The 14290-nt window shown below is 67.6% G+C and carries 15 protein-coding genes and 1 pseudogene; 8 read left to right on the top strand and 8 right to left on the bottom strand.

What is annotated here, in order from left to right; all coding sequences use genetic code 11:
- The first annotated feature begins 99 nt into the window (after positions 1 to 99).
- Complete coding sequence (gene rsmA, locus H5T77_RS07285) at positions 100 to 969, top strand: 16S rRNA (adenine(1518)-N(6)/adenine(1519)-N(6))-dimethyltransferase RsmA (RefSeq protein ID WP_292647002.1); 870 nt, start codon at positions 100 to 102, stop codon at positions 967 to 969.
- Positions 966 to 1868, top strand: coding sequence for a 4-(cytidine 5'-diphospho)-2-C-methyl-D-erythritol kinase (locus tag H5T77_RS07280; protein ID WP_292647000.1), 903 nt, complete (start codon positions 966 to 968; stop codon positions 1866 to 1868). Before rsmA ends, H5T77_RS07280 begins: the two co-directional genes overlap by 4 nt.
- A gap of 107 nt (positions 1869 to 1975) precedes the next feature.
- On the opposite strand, the gene H5T77_RS07275 is transcribed toward H5T77_RS07280, so the two are convergent.
- The 3 genes and pseudogenes from H5T77_RS07275 to H5T77_RS07270 all read right to left on the bottom strand — a co-directional run bounded on the left by H5T77_RS07275 (position 1976) and on the right by H5T77_RS07270 (position 4269).
- Positions 1976 to 2542, bottom strand: a complete 567-nt coding sequence (locus tag H5T77_RS07275) for an IclR family transcriptional regulator (RefSeq protein WP_292646999.1) — start codon at positions 2540 to 2542, stop codon at positions 1976 to 1978.
- Between the two features lie 24 nt (positions 2543 to 2566).
- Positions 2567 to 2764: pseudogene (locus H5T77_RS25630) on the bottom strand (helix-turn-helix domain-containing protein); the annotation flags it as partial.
- Positions 2765 to 3006: 242 nt separating this feature from the next.
- Positions 3007 to 4269: a TetR/AcrR family transcriptional regulator gene (locus tag H5T77_RS07270; protein WP_292646997.1), complete on the bottom strand. Its 1263-nt coding sequence runs from the start codon at positions 4267 to 4269 to the stop codon at positions 3007 to 3009.
- 107 nt (positions 4270 to 4376) lie between these two features.
- Here H5T77_RS07270 and H5T77_RS07265 point away from each other — a divergent pair, with 107 nt between their 5' ends.
- A complete protein-coding gene (locus H5T77_RS07265) occupies positions 4377 to 6179 on the top strand; it encodes an ABC-F family ATP-binding cassette domain-containing protein (RefSeq protein ID WP_292646996.1) in 1803 nt (600 codons plus the stop codon).
- A gap of 151 nt (positions 6180 to 6330) precedes the next feature.
- Here the strand turns inward: H5T77_RS07265 and H5T77_RS07260 are convergent, their stop codons facing one another.
- Positions 6331 to 6819: a MarR family winged helix-turn-helix transcriptional regulator gene (locus tag H5T77_RS07260; RefSeq protein WP_292646995.1), complete on the bottom strand. Its 489-nt coding sequence runs from the start codon at positions 6817 to 6819 to the stop codon at positions 6331 to 6333.
- A gap of 109 nt (positions 6820 to 6928) precedes the next feature.
- On the opposite strand from H5T77_RS07260, the gene H5T77_RS07255 reads away from it, so the two are divergent.
- From H5T77_RS07255 to H5T77_RS07240, 4 genes are all read left to right on the top strand, one after another.
- Positions 6929 to 7726, top strand: coding sequence for a methyltransferase domain-containing protein (locus tag H5T77_RS07255; protein ID WP_292646993.1), 798 nt, complete (start codon positions 6929 to 6931; stop codon positions 7724 to 7726).
- The gene (locus H5T77_RS07250) at positions 7723 to 8103 is read left to right on the top strand and encodes a VOC family protein (RefSeq protein WP_292646992.1); all 381 of its coding nucleotides are present in this window, start codon (positions 7723 to 7725) and stop codon (positions 8101 to 8103) included. Before H5T77_RS07255 ends, H5T77_RS07250 begins: the two co-directional genes overlap by 4 nt.
- A gap of 149 nt (positions 8104 to 8252) precedes the next feature.
- Positions 8253 to 8519 (top strand): metal-sensitive transcriptional regulator, encoded by a 267-nt coding sequence (locus H5T77_RS07245; RefSeq protein WP_179661117.1) that lies wholly within the window; start codon positions 8253 to 8255, stop codon positions 8517 to 8519.
- Positions 8520 to 8568: 49 nt separating this feature from the next.
- Entirely contained in the window at positions 8569 to 9036 is a 468-nt protein-coding gene (locus H5T77_RS07240) for a hotdog fold domain-containing protein (protein WP_292646988.1), read from the top strand.
- A gap of 65 nt (positions 9037 to 9101) precedes the next feature.
- Here the strand turns inward: H5T77_RS07240 and H5T77_RS07235 are convergent, their stop codons facing one another.
- From H5T77_RS07235 to H5T77_RS07220, 4 genes are all read right to left on the bottom strand, one after another.
- A complete protein-coding gene (locus tag H5T77_RS07235; RefSeq protein WP_292646985.1) occupies positions 9102 to 10013 on the bottom strand; it encodes an amino acid ABC transporter permease in 912 nt (303 codons plus the stop codon).
- A 52-nt stretch (positions 10014 to 10065) separates the two neighbouring features.
- Positions 10066 to 10758, bottom strand: a complete 693-nt coding sequence (locus tag H5T77_RS07230; protein WP_292646982.1) for an amino acid ABC transporter permease — start codon at positions 10756 to 10758, stop codon at positions 10066 to 10068.
- Positions 10759 to 10891: 133 nt separating this feature from the next.
- Complete coding sequence (locus tag H5T77_RS07225) at positions 10892 to 11704, bottom strand: glutamate ABC transporter substrate-binding protein (RefSeq protein ID WP_292646980.1); 813 nt, start codon at positions 11702 to 11704, stop codon at positions 10892 to 10894.
- 78 nt (positions 11705 to 11782) lie between these two features.
- Entirely contained in the window at positions 11783 to 12559 is a 777-nt protein-coding gene (locus tag H5T77_RS07220; protein ID WP_472850339.1) for an amino acid ABC transporter ATP-binding protein, read from the bottom strand.
- A 123-nt stretch (positions 12560 to 12682) separates the two neighbouring features.
- On the opposite strand from H5T77_RS07220, the gene miaB reads away from it, so the two are divergent.
- Positions 12683 to 14185, top strand: a complete 1503-nt coding sequence (miaB, locus tag H5T77_RS07215; RefSeq protein WP_292646977.1) for a tRNA (N6-isopentenyl adenosine(37)-C2)-methylthiotransferase MiaB — start codon at positions 12683 to 12685, stop codon at positions 14183 to 14185.
- Positions 14186 to 14290: the final 105 nt, after the last annotated feature.

Genomic DNA, 14290 nt, shown 5'->3' with positions numbered 1-14290 from the left:
GCGCGTCTGTCCCAGCAACGTGGGACAGACGCGCCGACTCGGCGTTGTGAGGCGGGACAGATGCGCCGAGTGGGCGGTCTGGGGCCTACGCTGGGGACCATGACCGACCGCACGCCGCCGCGCATGCTGGGGCCGGCGGAGGTCAGGGCGCTGGCCGCCGAGCTCGATCTTCGCCCCACCAAGCAGCGCGGTCAGAACTTCGTGATCGACGCCAACACGGTGCGCCGGATCGTTCGTGAGTCCGGAGTCGGCGCCGACGACGTCGTGCTCGAGGTCGGACCCGGCCTCGGGTCGCTCACCCTCGCCATCCTCGAGACCGGCGCGGAGGTGACCGCGATCGAGCTCGACGAGGCTCTCGCGCAGCGGCTGCCGAGGACCATCGAGGAGTACGCCCCCGACCACGCCGACGCGTTCAGACTGATCCGAGCGGATGCTCTCAGAGTCGAGTCGGTCCCCGGGCCACCGCCCACGGCCCTGGTCGCCAACCTGCCCTACAACGTCTCCGTCCCGGTCCTGCTGCACCTGATGTCCCTGCTGCCCTCGCTGCGCCACGGCCTGGTGATGGTGCAGGCCGAGGTCGCCGACCGGCTGGCGGCCAAGCCGGGGTCCAAGATCTACGGCGTCCCGTCGGTCAAGGCCGCCTGGTACGCCGACGTACGCCGCGCCGGCACGATCGGCCGCAACGTCTTCTGGCCGGCACCCAACGTCGACTCCGGACTCGTCTACTGGCGCCACCGCGAGCCGCCCTCGACGGCGGTCTCGCGCGAGGAGGTCTTCGCAGTCGTCGACGCCGCCTTCGCCCAGCGCCGCAAGGTTCTTCGCGGCGTGCTCAAACCGCTGGCCGGCTCTGCCGAGGCAGCCGAGAAGGCGCTGGTCGCCGCCGGCATCGACCCGCTGACGCGTGGCGAGTCGTTGACCATCACCGACTTCGTACGCATCACCGAGTCGCTCCAAAGGGTTCCTTCATGACGATCACCGTCCGCGCAGCCGCGAAGTTCAACCTACACCTCGGGGTGGGGCCCCTGCGCGAGGACGGCTTCCATCCGTTGGAGACCGTCTACCACGCGATCGGTCTCTACGACGACGTCACCGTGAGCGAGGCCGACCAGTGGCAGGTCACGCTCAGCGCTGAGGATCACATCGCGCTGGGGGAGGTCCCGACCGGCGACGACAACATCGTCGTGCGGGCCGGCAAGGCCCTCGCTGCTCACCACGGCATCGACCGGGCCGCGACCATCGAGATCCACAAGGGCATCCCGGTCGCCGGCGGTCTCGCTGGTGGCTCTGCCGACGCGGCCGCGACGCTCGTCGCGCTCGACCGCCTGTGGTCGCTGGAGACCTCCGACGAGGACCTGCTCGCCATCGCGGGAGAGCTCGGATCCGACGTACCTTTCGCACTCGTCGGCGCCACTGCGATCGGCGGTGGCCGTGGCGAGATCGTCGAGCCGGTCGCCGACAACGGCGCCTGGTGGTGGGTCGCGGTCGGCAACGAGCAGGGCCTGTCGACGCCTGCTGTCTACCGCGCCTTCGACGAACTGGTCGGAGCCGACGTCGCCGAGCCGCAGGTGCCCGAGCGTCTCCTCATGGCGCTGGAGAAGGGCGACGCGGAGCTCCTCGCCGAGGCGCTCGCCAACGACCTGCAGGCTCCGGCACTGGCGCTGCGCCCCGACCTCGCCCAGACCTTCACGGACGGCGAGGAGGCCGGCGCGCTGGCCGTACAGCTCTCCGGTTCGGGACCGACGGTCCTGATGCTGTGCCGCGACGCCGCCCACGCCCGCGAGGTCGCCGGAGCGATGCAGGCCAAGGCGTACGACCGCATCTGGGCCGCCCCCGGCCCGGTCGCCGGCGCCCACGTGGTCACCTACTGACCCAACCCTGCCGAGGCGTCACTCGCGTCGGCCGAGATGGCAGCGCCGAGCCATCTCGGCCGACCTGAGTGACGTTTCGGCCGACGTACGTGACGCCTCGGCAGGGGTCAGGCCGCGCTGGTGACGACCTCGTCGGAGATCGCCGCGGCAGCGCGGCGCAGGTAGCGGGTGATGCTCGCGGCGTTGAACCCGGTGACGCTGCCGGAGACGGAGACGGCGGCGATCGCGCGGCCCTCGATCATGATGGGGACCGCGGCACAGACGATGCCGACCTGGGCCTCCTCGCGGTCGAAGGCGATCCGCTCGCTGTTGGCACGGCGGAGCTCGGCGAGGAACTTCGCCGGGTCCGAGTGCGAGTGGCGGGTGCGCCTCACCAGGCCGGACTCGAGCACGGCCGCGATGTGGTCGCGGTCGCTGAAGGAGAGGATCGCCTTGCCGAGCGCGGAGCAGGCGGCGGGTGCTCGCCCGCCCACGTACGTGTCCGGCTGGATGCCGCTGCGACCGGTGATCTTCTCCAGGAAGACGATGTCGGTGCCCTCGAGGATGGCGAGGTGGACGGTCTTGCCGGTCGCCACGTAGAGCTCGGCCAGATGCGGCATCGCGGTCTCCCGGATGCCCTGCGGGCGACAGATCTGCACCGCGTTGCCGAGCTCGAACAGCCGTCGTCCCAGCACGTAGTGCCGGCCGGTGCGCTCGACGTATCCGCTCTGCTCGAGGTGGCGCAGGAGACGGAAGGCGGTGGACTTGGGCAGCCCTGCGGTGCGCGCGATCTCGCTGACACCGAGCTTCGGGCCGGCTCCGAGAAATGCCTCCAGGATCTGGAGGGCCTTCGTCGCAGACGGGGTCGCCGAAGAGGTCGTCCTCGGGGCACCTTCATGGTCGTGCTGACTAGCCAGGGTGGGGATAGCAGTGACGCTCTTGGGGGGATCTCCTTAATGAGACGGAGGCACCACGAAGGGGGGATCTGGAGCCTCCAACTCTCTGTGACAGCAGTCACTGTAACGATCGTTCCGGAGGTTGTGGTGAAAATGTTGAATAAATCTCATTCCTGACCTGCGGAAATAGATGACACGGCACGTATTTCGATACGTTTCCGACCGTTAGCGTCGTGGATCGTCTGTGGATCCAAGGTAGTAGGTCAGTGACTTATCTGTGTAGGAAACGGCGTAGCTGCGATCAGTCGCGCCAGCAGGTCCGAGGTCGTGACCGGTGGCATGTCGGCGCTTTCGAGGGCCTCGGCGAAGAGAAGTCCGTCAGCGATCACGAGCAGCAGCGCGGCCATCTCGTCGGCATGTTCGGCTCCGTCTGCGCCGAGCGCTCCGCGGAACCAGCCGGCGAAGTCCTCGCGGGACTGGCGGCGTACGGCAAGGAACCGGTCCCGGCCCGGCAGCGGCTCGGGCCGCTTCGGGAGCACCAGCATCAGGCCGATCCGCAGGAACGGGGGCAGCCGGTGGAGGCTGGCCACCACAGGTGTCAGCATCCGGGGCAGCTCGGTGGCCCAGTCCATGCCCGGGCTCGGCGGCTGCCTCGAGGACTGCGCCTGGCTCCAGGCGCGGTAGGAGTCGTCGACCGCGGCCGAGAACAGATCGTCCTTGTTCGCGAAGTGCCAGTAGACCGACGAGGCCGGAAGTCCCGCCGCGGCACAGATCCGGCTGATCGAGGCGCCCTCGTAACCACTCTCCGCGGCGACCTCCAGCGCTGCCGCGACGAGCTTCTCGCGGCTGCTGCTCCTGGCCTCGTACGTCGCCGGTGGCAGGTCCACGGTCACCGGAGTCGCGGCTGGGTCGTGCTTCCCGAGATGGTCCGCGACCTCGGCCAGGCCGTCGGCGAGCCGTCGCCGGAGCGAGTCGAGCTCGGCGTACGCATCGGTCTGGGTGTGGATGAAGAGGCCGTCGTGGGCGGCGAGGGTCAGGCGGGCGAGGATCTCGGTGTGCGCGGCCGGAAGGCCAGCAGCCTCGGACCACCACAGCTCGAGGCCGGCCAGGGTCTGGGTGCGGATCTGGAGGAAGCGCTCCCGAGGGCCGTCGCCGACCGTCGGCCCGGACTCGAGGGCGAGCATCAGGCCCATTCGCCACCAGTCTGCCAACGCGTCGTGGGTGTCCGAGGTCGTACGCCGCAGGTTGGCCAGCAGTCCGTCGCGGAGGTCGCCGTCGGCGGGGAGCGGCTCCCATGGCGGGACGATGTGCCGCCAGGAGCTGTAGCCGTGCTCGAGCGCCTCGGCGAGAAGCTGGTCCTTGTTGGAGAAGTGCCAGTAGAGCGAGGAGGGCGGCAGGCCGGTCGCGCGCCGGACCAGGGCCATGGTCGTGCCGACATAGCCTCGCTCGGCGGCCAGCCGGAGCGCGGCTTCGAGGATCATCTGACGCGACCCGGGGGTGTGCTCGCGGAGCGCCTTCTCGACCATTGCACGGAGTCTAGGCAGGTCAGGGGCTCTTTGTCCGCCGCGTGTGCCGCTGGATGGCCGCCGCGATGGTGGCCGCCTCACCGGCCTCGGGGACAATAGGAGGCGATATGGCGAACCTCCTCAACCTCGAGCACGTCTCCAAGGCGTATGGCATCCGGCCCCTCCTCGACGACGTCTCCCTCGGCATCAACGCCGGCGAACGGATCGGCATCGTCGGCCGCAACGGCGACGGGAAGACGACACTGCTGCAGGTGATGACCGGCCTGGAGGAGCCCGACTCCGGCCGGGTCTCACGCCAGCGCGGTCTGCTGGTGGGGTTCCTGCACCAGGGCGATCAGCTCATCGACTCCCACAGCGTGCGGGAGGCCGTGCTCGGCGGACGCTCCGACCACGAGTGGGCCGGCGTACCCGTGCTCCGCGAGATCGTCGAGCAGCTCCTGGCCGGGATCGACCTGGACCGCGCCGTCATGGGCCTCTCCGGTGGCGAGCGCCGTCGCTGTGCGCTGGCTGAGCTGCTCCTGGGGGACCACGACATGATCGTCCTCGACGAGCCCACCAACCACCTCGACGTCGAGGCAGTGGCCTGGCTCGCCTCCCACCTGGCTCAGCGCGCCTCTGCGCTCGTCGTGGTCACCCACGACCGCTGGTTCCTCGATGCCGTGTGTCAGTTCACCTGGGAGGTCCACGACGGCCAGGTCGACGCCTACGAGGGTGGCTATGCCGCCTTCGTCCTCGCCAAGGCCGAGCGGTCTCGTCAGGCAGCCGCCTCCGAGGTACGCCGCCAGAACCTGGTCCGCAAGGAGCTGGCCTGGCTGCGTCGCGGCGCCCCGGCGCGTACGTCGAAGCCGAAGTTCCGCATCGACGCCGCCAATCAGCTCATCGAGGACATCCCGCCGCCGCGCGACCGCTTCGAGCTGCAGAAGTTCGCCACCCAGCGGCTCGGCAAGGACGTCATCGACGTCGAGGACGTCGACCTCTTCCGTGGTGAGCGACAGCTGCTCTCGCACGCCACCTGGCGTATCGGTCCGGGGGACCGGATCGGCATCGTCGGCGTCAACGGCGCCGGCAAGACCTCGGTGCTGTCGCTGCTCGACGGCACGCTCCCGCCGGCGGTGGGGAAGGTACGCCACGGCCGCACCATCGCGCTCCAGCATCTGACCCAGCAGCTCGACGACCTCGACCCCGAGGCGCGGGTGCTGCCGACGGTGGAGTCGATCAAGCGGGTGACCAAGACGACCGACGGTCAGGAGCTCTCGGCCACCTCGATGCTCGAGCGCTTCGGCTTCACGGGCGACAAGCTGGTGACCCGGGTCGGCGACCTCTCCGGTGGCGAACGCCGCCGGTTCCAGCTGCTGCGCCTCCTGCTCACCGAGCCCAACGTCCTGCTGCTCGACGAGCCCACCAACGATCTCGACATCGAGACGCTCAACGTGCTCGAGGACTTCCTCGACGCCTGGCCCGGCACCCTGATCGTCGTCTCCCACGACCGCTACTTCCTCGAGCGCGTCACCGACTCCGTCTGGGCCCTCCTCGGCGACGGCCAGATCTCCATGCTGCCGCGCGGTGTCGACGAGTATCTCGAGCGCCGCCTCCCGATCCCCGCCGGTGGCTCGGCCTCGTCGGCCGCCCGGGCCGAGGCGTCGCTCCCGCAGGCCGAGACGGCATCGGGCGGCTCGTCGAAGGCCAAGGCCGGCTCCGCCGAGGAGCGGGCCGCGAAGAAGGTCATCGCCCGGATCGACAAGCAGCTCGAGCGGATCTCCGAGCAGCAGCAGAAGCTCGAGCTCGCGATGGCCGAGGCGGTCAACGACTACACCCGCCTCGCCGAGCTCAGCGCCGAGCTGGACAAGCTCTCCGCCGAGAAGGACGAGCTCGAGATGGAGTGGCTCGAAGCCGCTGAGGGGCTGGAGTAGCGCTGGTCTGGAGCGCGCCTTGGCGGCGGCTCGCGGAGCTGTAACACGCTGTTTGTAGGACTACTCGCCTTTTATAACGACCGGATAGTCCTACGAACAGCGTGTTACACGTGCTCGGTGCGCGCCCGATGCGCTGCCCGCGGGCCGGCGCTCAGCCTGAGAACGGGACCAGCAGCCGGCGCAGCAGATCGGTGAGCTGGCTCTGCTGGTCGCTGGAGAGGCCGGCGAGGAACTCCCGCTCGGCCGCGAGCAGCGCCTCGAAGGCGCTGTCGACGGTGGCCTTCCCGTCCGGGGTGAGCCGGACGAGCACACCCCGCCGGTCGGCCGGGTCCGGCAGCCGCTCGACGAGGCCGCGGGCGGCCAGCCGGTCGACGCGGTTGGTCATGGTCCCGCTGGTCACCAGGGTCTCGCGCAGCAGCCGGCCGGGGGAGAGCTCGTAAGGATCGCCCGCCCGGCGCAGCGCGGCGAGCACGTCGAACTCCCAGGACTCGATCCCGGAGCCCGAGAACGCATCGCGCCGGGCCAGGTCGAGGTGACGGGATAGCCGGGACAGGCGCGAGAAGATCTCGACGGGGCCCAGGTCGAGGTCGGGTCGCTCGTGTGCCCAGGCCTCGCTCAGGTCGTCGACTTCGTCGCGCATGGCGTTGAGCGTAGCCCAAGTCCGCCTCATCGAGAATCTTGACATCGAGACAAGTCGGGAGGACGATCTGAATATCTTGATATCAAGAGACATTGAGAGGATGTACGCCATGACCGCATGGGATCCCGAGCGCTATCTGACTTACTCGGAGGAGAGGGCTCGGCCGTTCGTCGACCTCCTTCGCCGGGTCGGCGCGGACCGGCCGAAGACCGTCGTCGACCTCGGCTGTGGTCCGGGCAACCTGACCGCTCTCGCGGCCGAGCGTTGGCCGGACGCGCGTGTGGTCGGCCTGGACTCGAGCTCCGCGATGATCGACAAGGCCCGTGCGAGTGTCGACGGCGTCGACTTCGCGGTGGCGGATCTGCGTGACTGGGCCGACTCGGCGGTGCCCGGGTCCGTCGACGTACTCCTCTCCAACGCCACCCTCCAGTGGGTCCCGGGTCATCTGGACCTGCTGGCGGCGCTCGCCCGGGCCGTGAGCGACCGTGGCTGGTTCGCCTTCCAGGTGCCCGGCAACTTCGACGAGCCCAGCCACCGGCTCCGCGAGGAGCTGGCCGCCGAGGCGCCGTACGCGGATCACACCCGTCAGCTCGAGGCGCCCGGGTCGCACGACCCGGCCGTCTACCTGGATGCGCTGGTGAAGGAGGGCTTCGAGGTCGATGCCTGGGAGACGACGTATCTCCACGTGCTGACCGGCGAGGACCCGGTCTTCACCTGGATCGCCGGAACGAGCCTGCGGCCCACGGCCGCCGCGCTCGAGAAGGCCGGTCTCTTCGAGCCGTTCGCCGAGGAGCTCAAGAACCGTCTGGCGCGGGCCTATCCGGTGCGAGACGATTCCGTAGGAAACGGTTTCGTCCTGCTCCCGTTCCGCCGCGTCTTCGTGGTCGCCCGCAAGCCGGAGGCATGATGCGAATCCATCACGTGCAGGTCGGCATGCCCGCCGGCCACGAGGATGAGGCCAGGGCGTTCTACGCCGACGGGCTCGGGCTGACCGAGGTGCAGAAGCCGGCGGAGCTGACCAAGCGTGGCGGCGCCTGGTTCCGTTCGCCCGGCGGCGCGGAGGTCCACGTCGGTGTCGAGGATCCGCACCGGCCCCAGGCGAAGGCTCATCCCGCCCTGGCGGTCGAGACCGAGGCGGAGCTGGAGGCGCTCGGGGCCAGGTTGGCGCGACTCGGCTTCGACGTCGACTGGAGCCAGCGTCACAACGCCGACGGCTTCCAGCGCTTCCATGTCCGGGATCCGTTCGGCAACCGGGTAGAGATCGTGTGGCCGCTCGACGGCTAGCACGAACTTCGTTGGCGTGTGGGCGAAATCCGGAATCAAGCAAAAGGAACCGTAACGCCCACTGGTCTGGACCGTTGTCCCCCGGGGGATACAACAACGATGCAGGAATGATGCCAGAAACGATGGAAGGCAAGACTTTGACTGACGACGTGACCGTCCCCCAGCCTCGGGACGCGGAGACGACGAGCGTGGTCAATCGAGTCCGACGGGCTCAAGGACAGCTCGGTGGCGTGCTCCGCATGATCGAAGACGGCCGTGAGCTCGCCGATGTGGTCGGCCAGCTCAAGGCAGTGACCCGTGCTCTCGACAAGGCAGCTTTCGCGCTCCTCTCCAACGAGCTGCGCCGCGCGCACGCCGACGGGGATCGCCCCGAGGAGATCGAGGAGCTCGAGAAGGTCTTCCTCTCCCTCTCCTGATCTCGGGCCAGGAGAGGGGAGGAGGTTACCCTCGGGTAACCTACCTGCCATGAGCCAGCTCTACGACCTCTGGAAGTCCTTCAACCGAGTCCCGGTTGTCGGCAAGCGAGCATTCTCGGTCGCGTTCGCGAAGAAGGCGCCGTACTTCGGGTCCATCCACCCGCTGGTCAACCAGCTGCGGCCCAACTACGCCGAGGTCATCGTGCCCAACCGCAAGGGCAACCACAACCACATCGGGACCGTGCACGCCATCGCGCTGTGCAACGGTCTCGAGATGGCGATGGGGGCCCTTGCGGAGGTCACCATCCCTCGCGACAAGCGCTGGATCCCCAAGGGGATGACCGTCTCCTACACCGCCAAGGCCTCCACCGACATCACCTGCATCGCGGAGACCGACCAGGAGCAGTGGGACACCGCCGACGGTGACCTCGAGGTGCGCGTCAAGGGGATCCGCGAGGATGGCACGGTCGCCATCGAGGGCACCATCAACCTCTGGGTGACCTCGAAGAAGAAGTAAGAGCCAGCACGCAACGGCCCGCTGCCCCGTTCGAGGGGCAGCGGGCCGTTGTCGTCGGCTGATGGTCAGAGCGGGCCGGGGTTGCTAGGTGTGGCGTTGCCCTTCGCGACGAGGTCGGCCTCGGCGGCGACCGGGTCGACGGCACCCGCGTGGCCCACCGGCGCCGCGGTGTGACCCACCCGCCGCGTACGAGCCTCGATCCAGTTGGCGACGAGCCCGAGGATCGTGTTGAGGATGATGTAGATGACTGCCACGACGATGGCCGCGGGGATCAGGTTGTGGAAGTTGCCGTCGAGCTGCTTGACCTGGGCGAGGAGCTCGCTGTAGCCCAGTACGTAGCCCAGTGCTGTGTCCTTCAGCAGGACCACGAGCTGCGCGATGATCGCCGGGAGCATCGACCGCACTGCCTGTGGCAGCAGGATCGTGCGCATGACCTGAGCTCGCGTGAGTCCGATAGCGAAACCAGCCTCTCGCTGTCCCTTCGGGAGAGCGTTCACGCCGGCTCGGATGATCTCTGCGATGACGGACCCGTTGTAGAGCGTCAGGCCGATCACGACAGCCCAGAAGATGCTGGTCGGCGTGATCCCGAGCGATGGCTGCATGAAGTAGATGAAGAACATCAGCAGCAGCATCGGGATCGCACGGAAGAACTCGACGACCACAGCGCACGGGATGCTGATGATCTTCAGGTCGGAGAGACGCCCGACAGCGAAGACGAACCCGAAGGCCAGGGCGAGCACCGAGCCGACCGCGAACGCGCTGAGCGTTCCGATCAGGCCCGGGATCAGCAGGTTGTTCCACACGTCGGCGTCTAGGAACGGCGTCCACTTCTCGCTTTCCCACTGGCCGGTCTCCTCGAACTTCGAGTAGATCAGCCATGCCAGATAGCCGAACACGACCAGCGCGACGCCGGAGTAGACCCAGTTGAGGGCCTTGGCTCGGGGGCCGGGAGCGTCGTAGAGAACAGAGGCACTCATCTTTTGGGGCCCCCGTTCGAAGCGGAGCGAAGCGAGCATTCGAATGGGGAATTCATCGGATCACCGCGAATTTCTTCGATGCCCAACCGGCGAGGAAGCCGACCGGAAGGGTCATGATCATGAAGCCGATCGAGAAGATGATGAAGATCAGCACGATCTGGTCGGCCTCGTTCTCCATCATCGTCCGCATCTGACCGGACGCCTCGTTGACGCCCGTGGCCGTGACGACGCCGATGGTGACGGCGACGGTGGTGTTCTTGATCATCGCGATCATGACGCTGGCCAGCGGGTTGAGCACCGATCGAAGCGCCTGCGGGAGGACGACCAGCCGGAGGTTCTGGGAGAAGGTGAGGCCGATCGCGCGAGCCGCCTCGGCCTGGCCGAGCGGCACGGTGTTGATCCCCGACCGCAGGACCTCACAGACGAACGTCGAGGTGTAGATCGAGAGCGCCAGGACCGCGAGCTGGAAGTTCTGCTCGTTGAGCGGATCATCCTGGTTCGCGCCCAGCTTGAGCTGGTAGAAGAGCCCGAAGAGCGCGAAGAACATCACCAGCGTCAGCGGGGTGTTGCGGAACGTGTAGACGACGGCGGAGCCGACCCAGCGGAGAACTGGCACCGGGGAGACCCGGAACACGGCGAGCACGGCGCCGAGCAGGAGCGAGAAGACGCCGCTGAAGACAGCGAGTCTGAGGGTCAGCCCGAACGCTTCGAGGATGGCCGACCCATACTCGGAGAAGAGGTCCATTGGGTACTTTCGGTTCTTTGGAGGTCCGTCTTATGGCTCACCCCGAGTCGGCGGATCCTGGCCCTGTTGCTCACATCGTTTCGCAAGGAAGGGGTCAGGACCCGCCGACTCGGGTCTGGCTGAGCGCAATGCTTCAGTAGCGGTCGACCGTCGGCGGCTCCGGCAGCTCGTAGCCGGAGTTGCCGAGGTTGTCGTTGAACGCCTTCTCCCAGGCGCCGTCCTCGAAGGACTTCTCGATCAGGTCGTTGATCTTGTCGCGGTCCTCGCTGCCCTTGGGCAGACCGACGCCGTAGTTCTCCTCGGAGAACGGCTGGCCGACGATCTTGAACTCACCGGGGAACTGCTCGGAGTAGCCCGCGAGGATGATGTCGTCAGTGGTCAGCGCGTCGATCTGGCCACCCTGCAGGGCGGTGATGCACTTGCTGTAGGAGTCGAACTCCTGCGGCACGGCGCCGTACTCGTCCTTGACCTTCTGGGCGGAGGTGGAGCCGGTGACGGAGCAGATCTTCTTGCCCTTCATGTCATCGGGGCCCGTGATCGAGTTGTCGTCGGCGCGGATCAGGAGGTCCTGACCGGCGACGTAGTAGGGACCGGCGAAGTCGACCTCGGCCTTGCGCTCGTCCGTGATCGAGTAGGTCGCCAGGATCATGTCGACCGAGCCGTCCTTGAGGAAGGTCTCGCGGTTGGCGGAGACCGCCTCCTTCCACTCGATCTGGTCCTTCTCGTAGCCGAGACCCTCGGCGATGTACGTCGCCATGTCGACGTCGAAGCCGGAGTAGGTGCCATCGGCGTTCTTGAAGCCGAGACCCGGCTGGTCGAACTTGATGCCGATCTTGATCTTCTCACCGCCGGCGTCGGAGCCGGAGTCATCGCCGCCGCCACAGGCAGCGAGCGAACCGGCGAGCGCGATGGCGCCTACGGCCGCGGCGATCTTCTTGAGCTTCATCGTTTCCACCTTCTGGAATCTTAAGGGTTTGGTGCGGTGCGGGGTTCGCGAGCCGAACGGCTCACCCGAGACGTACGTTCAGTGCTTGAGGATCTTGCCGAGGAAGTCCTTGGCGCGATCGGACTGTGGGTTGTCGAAGAACTCGCTCGGGGTGTTCGACTCGATGATCTGCCCGTCGGCCATGAAGACCACGCGGTCGGCCGCCTTGCGCGCGAAGCCCATCTCGTGGGTCACCACGATCATGGTCATGCCCTCCTTGGCGAGGCTGACCATGACGTCCAGGACCTCCTGGACCATCTCCGGGTCGAGCGCGGAGGTGGGCTCGTCGAAGAGCATCACCTGCGGTCTCATCGCCAGCGCCCGCGCGATCGCGACGCGCTGCTGCTGGCCGCCGGAGAGCTGAGCGGGGTACTTGCTCGCCTGGACGCCGACGCCGACGCGGTCGAGCAGCTTCTTCGCCTCTGCCTCCGCCTCGGCCTTCTTGAGCTTGCGCACCTTCATCGGGCCCAGCGTGACGTTCTGCAGGATCGTCTTGTGGGCGAAGAGGTTGAAGCTCTGGAAGACCATCCCGACCTCGGCGCGCAGCTTGGCCAGGCCCTTGCCCTCCGCGGGCAGCTCCTTGCCGTCGAGCTTGATCGTCCCGGAGTCGATCGTCTCCAGCCGGTTGATCGCGCGGCAGAGGGTCGACTTCCCCGAGCCCGAGGGCCCGATCACCACGACGACCTCGCCACGCTTGATCTCCAGGTTGATGTCCTGGAGCACGTGCAGATCGCCGTAGTGCTTGTCGACGTGGTCGAGCACCACCAGGGCGTCTCCCGAAGGTGCACTGGTGGGTTCTGTGTCAAGCACGGTCATGCCGCAGACCTAACCACATCCTGCATTGCACATCCATGAATTGGTGCCCGGTATCGGTTACAAGCAGATAACTGGTCGGGATTTCCTGCCGTTGGACCACCTCGCCGTACCCTTGAGGACGCTATGACCGTGTCCACCGCCTCGAGCTCCGCATCGGCCCGTACGTACGAAGTCCGCACCTACGGCTGCCAGATGAACGTCCACGACTCCGAGCGCCTCTCCGGGCTGCTGGAGGACGCCGGCTATCTGAAGGTGACCGCGGGCGAGCAGGCCGACGTGGTCGTGTTCAACACCTGCGCGGTCCGGGAGAACGCAGACAACAAGCTCTACGGGAACCTCTCCCACCTGGCTCCGATCAAGCAGGCCAAGCCGGATCTCCAGATCGCCGTCGGCGGCTGCCTCGCGCAGAAGGACCGGGCCACGATCACCGAGAAGGCGCCGTACGTCGACGTGGTGTTCGGGACGCACAACATCGGCTCGCTCCCGGTGCTGCTCGAGCGGGCCCGGATCCAGGAAGAGGCCCAGGTCGAGATCCTGGAGTCGCTCGAGGTCTTCCCGTCCACGCTGCCGACCAAGCGCGAGTCCGCCTACGCCGCCTGGGTCTCGGTGAGCGTGGGCTGCAACAACACCTGCACCTTCTGCATCGTCCCCGCGTTGAGGGGGAAGGAGAAGGACCGGCGACCGGGCGAGATCCTCGCCGAGATCGAGGCGCTGGTCGCAGAGGGAGTCACCGAGGTGACCCTGCTGGGACAGAACGTCAACGCCTACGGCGTCGAGTTCGGCGACCGGCAGGCCTTCTCGAAGCTGCTGCGCGCGTGTGGCGAGATCGAGGGGCTGGAGCGGGTGCGGTTCACCAGCCCGCACCCGGCCGAGTTCACCGACGACGTCATCGAGGCGATGGCCGAGACGCCGAACGTGATGCCCTCGCTGCACATGCCGCTGCAGTCCGGCTCCGACCGGGTGCTGAAGGCGATGCGACGCTCCTACCGCTCCAGCAAGTTCCTCGGCATCATCGAGCGCGTCCGGGCAGCGATCCCGGACGCGGCGATCACCACCGACATCATCGTCGGCTTCCCGGGGGAGACCGAGGAGGACTTCCAGGGCACCCTCGACGTGGTGCGCGAGTCGCGGTTCTCCTCTGCGTTCACGTTCCAGTACTCCAAGCGTCCCGGCACCCCGGCCGCCGATCTCCCCGACCAGATCTCTCCCGCGGTCGTCAAGGACCGCTATCAGCGCCTCGTCGACCTCGTCAACGAGATCGCGCACGAGGAGAACAAGAAGAACGTCGGACGTACGCTCGAGCTGATGGTCGCCGAGGGGGAGGGCCGCAAGGACGCCGAGACCCACCGGCTCTCGGGTCGCGCTCCTGACAACCGGCTCGTGCACTTCAACGTGGCCGGGGCCGAGGGCGTACGTCCCGGCGACATGGTGAAGGTCGAGATCACCTATGCGGCCCCCCATCACCTGGTCGCCGACAACCCCGTGCTCGAGGTGCGCCGCACCCGCTCCGGTGACGCCTGGGAGGCGCGCCAGGGCCGGACCGAGGCCGAGCCCGCGTCGGTCGGCCTGGGCATGCCCGCTGTCGGCGTGCCTGCTCCGTTGCCGGCCGCTCCGGCGTGCAGCTGATCGTTCGGAATCGCGTTACTCGAACAGCAAATTATCCGTAGCACCGTTCCCGGCGAGGGTATTTCTGCTCTAGCCTGAGGCAACTTGTCTCAGGAAGGGATTACC

The organism is Nocardioides sp. (genome assembly GCF_014360585.1).
In the GTDB taxonomy this organism is placed as follows: domain Bacteria; phylum Actinomycetota; class Actinomycetes; order Propionibacteriales; family Nocardioidaceae; genus Nocardioides.
The sequence above is the reverse complement of the archived record's forward strand: the minus strand, read 5'-3'. Positions and strand labels throughout refer to the sequence as shown.

What these genes read in the sequence shown, in the direction of transcription:
- H5T77_RS07220 (WP_472850339.1), bottom strand. Translation starts at nt 12,559, where the DNA reads ATGACCGTGCTTGACACAGAACCCACCAGTGCACCTTCGGGAGACGCC.
- H5T77_RS07260 (WP_292646995.1), bottom strand. Translation starts at nt 6,819, where the DNA reads ATGCGCGACGAAGTCGACGACCTGAGCGAGGCCTGGGCACACGAGCGA.
- H5T77_RS07250 (WP_292646992.1), top strand. Translation starts at nt 7,723, where the DNA reads ATGATGCGAATCCATCACGTGCAGGTCGGCATGCCCGCCGGCCACGAG.
- rsmA (WP_292647002.1), top strand. Translation starts at nt 100, where the DNA reads ATGACCGACCGCACGCCGCCGCGCATGCTGGGGCCGGCGGAGGTCAGG.
- H5T77_RS07280 (WP_292647000.1), top strand. Translation starts at nt 966, where the DNA reads ATGACGATCACCGTCCGCGCAGCCGCGAAGTTCAACCTACACCTCGGG.
- miaB (WP_292646977.1), top strand. Translation starts at nt 12,683, where the DNA reads ATGACCGTGTCCACCGCCTCGAGCTCCGCATCGGCCCGTACGTACGAA.
- H5T77_RS07225 (WP_292646980.1), bottom strand. Translation starts at nt 11,704, where the DNA reads ATGAAGCTCAAGAAGATCGCCGCGGCCGTAGGCGCCATCGCGCTCGCC.
- H5T77_RS07270 (WP_292646997.1), bottom strand. Translation starts at nt 4,269, where the DNA reads ATGGTCGAGAAGGCGCTCCGCGAGCACACCCCCGGGTCGCGTCAGATG.
- H5T77_RS07255 (WP_292646993.1), top strand. Translation starts at nt 6,929, where the DNA reads ATGACCGCATGGGATCCCGAGCGCTATCTGACTTACTCGGAGGAGAGG.
- H5T77_RS07230 (WP_292646982.1), bottom strand. Translation starts at nt 10,758, where the DNA reads ATGGACCTCTTCTCCGAGTATGGGTCGGCCATCCTCGAAGCGTTCGGG.
- H5T77_RS07235 (WP_292646985.1), bottom strand. Translation starts at nt 10,013, where the DNA reads ATGAGTGCCTCTGTTCTCTACGACGCTCCCGGCCCCCGAGCCAAGGCC.
- H5T77_RS07265 (WP_292646996.1), top strand. Translation starts at nt 4,377, where the DNA reads ATGGCGAACCTCCTCAACCTCGAGCACGTCTCCAAGGCGTATGGCATC.
- H5T77_RS07240 (WP_292646988.1), top strand. Translation starts at nt 8,569, where the DNA reads ATGAGCCAGCTCTACGACCTCTGGAAGTCCTTCAACCGAGTCCCGGTT.